Source organism: Natronospira sp., assembly GCF_007134575.1.
Taxonomy (GTDB): Bacteria; Pseudomonadota; Gammaproteobacteria; order Natronospirales; family Natronospiraceae; genus Natronospira; species Natronospira elongata.
The window spans coordinates 1-4,273 of record NZ_SLKM01000211.1; the positions used below are offsets into that span (position 1 = coordinate 1).

At 62.0% G+C, this 4,273-nt stretch carries 6 protein-coding genes; 4 read left to right on the forward strand and 2 right to left on the reverse strand.

The window, feature by feature from the left end; all coding sequences use genetic code 11:
• Together ACJWXQ_RS08355 and ACJWXQ_RS08360 are read left to right on the forward strand one after the other, a co-directional pair.
• On the forward strand, nt 1–611 hold a 611-nt coding region (locus ACJWXQ_RS08355; RefSeq protein ID WP_406672571.1), incomplete at its 5' end, for an NAD-dependent epimerase/dehydratase family protein.
• Nucleotides 612–849: 238 nt separating this feature from the next.
• Nucleotides 850–1,167, forward strand: a complete 318-nt coding sequence (locus ACJWXQ_RS08360) for a DUF6763 family protein (RefSeq protein ID WP_346052841.1) — start codon at nt 850–852, stop codon at nt 1,165–1,167.
• Nucleotides 1,168–1,274: 107 nt separating this feature from the next.
• Here the strand turns inward: ACJWXQ_RS08360 and ACJWXQ_RS08365 are convergent, their stop codons facing one another.
• Nucleotides 1,275–1,631, reverse strand: a complete 357-nt coding sequence (locus ACJWXQ_RS08365; RefSeq protein ID WP_346052839.1) for a Rieske (2Fe-2S) protein — start codon at nt 1,629–1,631, stop codon at nt 1,275–1,277.
• A 147-nt stretch (nt 1,632–1,778) separates the two neighbouring features.
• On the opposite strand from ACJWXQ_RS08365, the gene ACJWXQ_RS08370 reads away from it, so the two are divergent.
• Together ACJWXQ_RS08370 and ACJWXQ_RS08375 are read left to right on the forward strand one after the other, a co-directional pair.
• A complete protein-coding gene (locus ACJWXQ_RS08370; protein WP_346052837.1) occupies nt 1,779–2,198 on the forward strand; it encodes a nuclear transport factor 2 family protein in 420 nt (139 codons plus the stop codon).
• A 154-nt stretch (nt 2,199–2,352) separates the two neighbouring features.
• Complete coding sequence (locus tag ACJWXQ_RS08375; protein WP_346052835.1) at nt 2,353–2,946, forward strand: peroxidase-related enzyme; 594 nt, start codon at nt 2,353–2,355, stop codon at nt 2,944–2,946.
• Between the two features lie 12 nt (nt 2,947–2,958).
• On the opposite strand, the gene ACJWXQ_RS08380 is transcribed toward ACJWXQ_RS08375, so the two are convergent.
• Nucleotides 2,959–4,273: AmpG family muropeptide MFS transporter (locus ACJWXQ_RS08380; RefSeq protein WP_406672572.1), on the reverse strand; the 1,315-nt coding region annotated here is incomplete at its 5' end.

Consider the following 4,273-nt stretch of genomic DNA (forward strand, 5'->3'; position numbering starts at 1 on the left):
ACACCCGTATTCCCTTCTCGGAAAACGACACCGTGGACCATGCCATCAGCCTTTACGCCGCTACCAAGAAGGCCAATGAGTTGATGGCCCATTCCTATGCCTCGCTCTACGGCCTGCCTTGCACGGGGCTGCGGTTTTTCACTGTGTACGGTCCCTGGGGCCGTCCCGACATGGCCTACTACAAATTTGCCCGGGCCATCGAGCGGGGCGAGCCGATCAATGTATTCAATCATGGCCGCATGCAAAGGGACTTCACCTATATCGACGATGTGGTCCAGGCCATGGTTCGTCTGCTGGATCACCCCGCCACGCCCGATCCGGACTGGCGCGGTGAGACACCCACCCCGGCCAACAGTTATGCCCCCTACCGCCTCTACAACATCGGCAACCATCGGCCCGAGCCCCTGGGCCGGTTGATCGAGCTGTTGGAACAGCACCTTGGTCGCGAGGCCGAGAAGCGTTACCTGGACATGCAGCCGGGGGATGTGGAGGCCACCTGTGCGGAGGTCTCGGCTCTGGAAAAGCTGGTGGGTTTCACCCCCAGTACACCCCTGGATCAGGGCATCGAACACTTCATCAACTGGTTCACTGATTGGGAGCGGCGACGCTGAACCGGTCGTCTGCCCGATCGCTTCTTCCTGGCTGAAAAACCGCCTCCCTCAAGGGCTTGGAAATAACCGGACGAACGGTAGCGCCGGTCCCCTTGCGAGCTGACCATCTGGCACCTATACCTTGCTGAAAGCCTCCCGGTTTCGAGGCCCGCTCCGGGGCCGACGGGAGCCGGAAGCGGCACGCTGGTGCCGGAATGTGGTCTTTTGGAAACGGGGCATGGCCCCGGGGAGTCCTGCGATGTTTTCCGATGATGATGCACCGATCCCGGCGGTCATCGGGGAGTGGTACAAGGACTTCAACGGTGGTCTGTTTGAAGTGGTGGCCATTGATGATGTGGATGGCACCATTGAGGTTCAGTTCTTTGACGGCACTGTGGAAGAGGTGGATATCGATCTCTGGACCGAGGTCGCCATGACCACCGCCGAGCCCCCGGAGGACTGGTCGGGTTCCATGGACATGGAGCGTGAAGACTACGGCGTCGATCTGGACGATGGCGGCCGCGGTGATGAATACACCAACCCCCTGGACCTGCTGGATTCGGATTACCGATTTTAAGGGGTGATCAGAGGTTCCGTGGTTCCTTTGGGGGTGTTGCGGTTTCGGCGCATTGCGGGTGAATTGGCGTAGGAGCGGATTTATCCGCGATGGGCGCGGAGAACAGTTCAGGCCTGTTCGCCTTTCACCGAGACATAGACTGCGCCGTCCTCGACCCGGCAGGGGAGGGGGGTGAGGTTGCGGCCTTCGCAGGGGCCGGCCAGGCAATGCCCGTCCTCGATGCGAAAGATGGCGCCGTGCACGCCGCACATGATCTGGTCGCCGGCCTTGGTAAGGAAGCGGTCGGGTGCCCAGTTCAGGGCGGCGCCGGTATGGGGGCAGCTATTGACGTAGGCGCTCACCTGGCCATCGCGGCAGACCAGGAAGCCGTAGTCCTTGCCCTGGGCGGTTTCAAACTCGAATTCCTTCGCCCCCGGATCCGCCAGTTCATCCAGACTGCAGACCTTGATCTCGTGTTCGCTCATGCCATCCTCCCGGCTCGTCGCAGGCGGCACCATAGCCCCTGCCTGTCCGGCTGACAAGCACCTTGCCCTTGGCGGGCATTGAGCTAAAGTTAGGTAATCCTGGCGACGGTCGCTGGACGCGGTGGTCGAGGATGATTATTCGGGGGCATGATGGCTACCATTTTTGATTCGCCGGAGAACGCCGAGCTGGCCTTCTATGATGCGCTGGAACGGGCTGACCTGGACGCGATGAGCAAGGTCTGGGAGGGGGCCCGCAACCCCGTTTGCATTCATCCGGCCAGCGCGCCCCTGCGTGGATTGCGGGAGATCCTCTCCAGTTGGGAGCAGATATTCCAGGGTGGCCCGGAGATGCACCTTCGGGTCGAGATGCTGGAGAAAACCCTGACCGAGGATCTGGCCATTCACCTGGTGGCGGAATACATCCGCCTGAGCGGGGATGCCGAAGAGCGGCCCCCGGTATTTGCCACCAATATCTATCGTCGCTGCCGATTCGGCTGGCGGATGGTGGTCCATCACGCCTCACCCACCCCCGAAAGACGTCGGGGGCATCGTCAGTCCGTTCATTAAGGGCCCCTCCATACGGGGGATGGCGCTATCCCCCAGGCTGCCGCACTCTTTGTGACAAGGCTGTCACATAAGGTTTTTCGCGGTGTCCCACGTAACAAGAACAAACATAATGGATCTGGGAGGGGCCATGGCTGTTGTGACCAGGAACCCTGAGATGGCGAAGACCGATGGTTTGATTATGTGGATAGATTCGCCGGCGCCCCACGAGCTGGATCAGCGCGCACAGCGAATCTACGCGGAACTGGCGGACGACCAGGGACGCGTGGACGGCATCATGCGCGCCCACGCCCTGCGCCCCCATACACTTGAGGGGCACCTCAAGCTCTACCGCAGCGTGCTCGGCCACCCCCGCAACAAGTTGCCCCACTGGTTCATGGAAACCATTGGCGTGCTGGTGAGCCGCCTCAACGGTTGCAAATACTGTGTTGCCCATCACCGCAAGGGCTTGCTCAAGAGCCTTGATGACAAGAGCCGCCTGGACAAGATCCTCAAGTGGCTGGACAAGCCCGATGATATTCCCCCCAAGGTCTTCAGCGACAAGGAACGGCTGGCACTTATCTATGCCGGCAATCTCACCGTGGCCCCGACCCAGATCCATGAAGATCAGCTGGCCGAGCTTCGCGGTGCCGGATGGACCGATGGCGAGATCCTGGAGATCAACCAGGTGGCAGCCTACTTTGCCTATGCCAATCGCACGGTTATGGGCCTCGGCGTCCAGATCGAGGCCTGGCACGACGAGGACGACTAGCCCGGGGGGTTGCTATCCGCTCATGCCCGGGCGGTTGATGCGGTCCGGGTTGGCGATGCGGGCCAGGATGATGGCCAGGACAATGGCCGGGATGCCGGTGCCGGCGGTGATGATGAAGAACCACATCCAGTCCACTTTCGCCGCCAGCATGCCGGTGAAGCCGGCGGCGAACTGCCCCGGCAGGGTCATGAGCGAGGAGAACAGGGCGTACTGGGTGGCCGTGTACGCGGTGTTGGTGAGGCTGGATAGGTAGGCGATGAACACGCCGATGGCCAGTCCGCCGGTAATGTTATCGGCAATGATGGCGATCACCAGGCCGTGAATCTCCGGGCCCAGGCCGGCCAGCCAGGCAAAGGTGAGATTGGTGGCCGGGGCCATGAAGGCGGTGAAGATCAGCATGCGGCTGATGCCGAAGCGGGCCACCAGTACACCCGCCATGGCCGCGCCGGTCAGGGTCATGGCCAGGCCGAAGGCACCGCTGATATTGCCGATCTGGCTCTTGCTGAAGCCGAGATCCAGATAGAAGGGCTGGGCCATCACCCCCATGAAGATATCGCTGATGCGAAAGGTGGCCACGAAGAGCAGCACCAGCAGGGCGATCGCACCAAAGCGTTTCATGAAATCGGCGAAGGGACAGATGACCGCGCCAATGAACCAGGCATTGAAGTCCCGCCTCCACCCCAGGTGGTGGGTGCGGTCCAGGTAGTTCATCACTTTCTCTTCCATGGCCAGGGTCATGCGATCCACGGTGACTTCGGGCTCACGGATGATCAGGGTGGTGATGATCCCCACGCCCATCAGCAGGGCCATGGCACCGTAGGCCATGGTCCAGTTGCTCATGCCGGCAATATTGAGGGCACCGGCAATGGCAGTGAGCATGGCCACCCGGTAGCCGGCCACATAGGTGGCGGCCATGGCCCCCTGGCGTTCCCGTTTGACTGCCTCCACCCGGTAGGCATCAATGGCGATGTCCTGGGTGGCTGAGCCAAAGGCCGTCATCACCGCCAGGCCGGCCACCAGCCAGAGATTTTCCGTGGGGTCGGTCAAGGCCATGCCCAGCAGGCCAATGGCAATGGTGCCCTGGGCTGCCAGCATCCAGGATCGCCGTCGTCCGAACAGGGGCGTCAGAACCGGCAGGGGCAGACGATCCACCACCGGGGCCCAGAGGAATTTAATGGAATGGGCCATCCCCACCCAGGTGAGAAAGCCGATGGCTGCCAGATCCACCCCCAGATCCCGCAGCCAGGCGGTAAAGGTCGCCCCCACCAGCATCAGCGGCAGGCCGGCCGAGAAGCCGAGGAAGGCCATGCCCACCACCCTGGGATGG

Bases quoted from the DNA above. Each gene is read 5' to 3' on its own strand.
- ACJWXQ_RS08360 (WP_346052841.1), top strand. From the start codon at position 850: ATGTTTTCCGATGATGATGCACCGATCCCGGCGGTCATCGGGGAGTGG.
- ACJWXQ_RS08365 (WP_346052839.1), bottom strand. From the start codon at position 1,631: ATGAGCGAACACGAGATCAAGGTCTGCAGTCTGGATGAACTGGCGGAT.
- ACJWXQ_RS08370 (WP_346052837.1), top strand. From the start codon at position 1,779: ATGATGGCTACCATTTTTGATTCGCCGGAGAACGCCGAGCTGGCCTTC.
- ACJWXQ_RS08375 (WP_346052835.1), top strand. From the start codon at position 2,353: ATGGCGAAGACCGATGGTTTGATTATGTGGATAGATTCGCCGGCGCCC.